General features: G+C 63.7%; 1 protein-coding gene. It reads left to right on the top strand.

What is annotated here, in order from left to right; all coding sequences use genetic code 11:
- Window positions 1–13 precede the first annotated feature (13 nt).
- A partial coding sequence (locus ACODJP_RS14425; protein ID WP_422482674.1) for a hypothetical protein occupies window positions 14–245 on the top strand: 232 nt, incomplete at its 3' end.

Below are 245 nucleotides of genomic sequence, written 5' to 3'. Positions count from 1 at the left end.
CTCCGACGCTATAATGGCCGCCGCCCTGCAGCAAACTCCAATCGCATTCCGTTCCCGCTCGCCGCCGTCGGCGCAAATCCAAACCAAACCAGCACTCAAATTCTCCCTCTCATCAAACTTCAAGCTCGCCCGGCTCACCTTCAAACCCCGCGGCGGTCGCGGCGCGTCCGGCGCCAGGATGGCGAACACCGCGGCCGAGAGCTACGCCACCGCGCTCACCGACATCGCCATAGCCAACAATACCC

The organism is Pleomorphochaeta sp. DL1XJH-081, assembly GCF_049310885.1.
In the GTDB taxonomy this organism is placed as follows: Bacteria; Spirochaetota; Spirochaetia; order Sphaerochaetales; family Sphaerochaetaceae; genus CAYZJV01.
The sequence above is the reverse complement of the archived record's forward strand: the minus strand, read 5'-3'. Positions and strand labels throughout refer to the sequence as shown.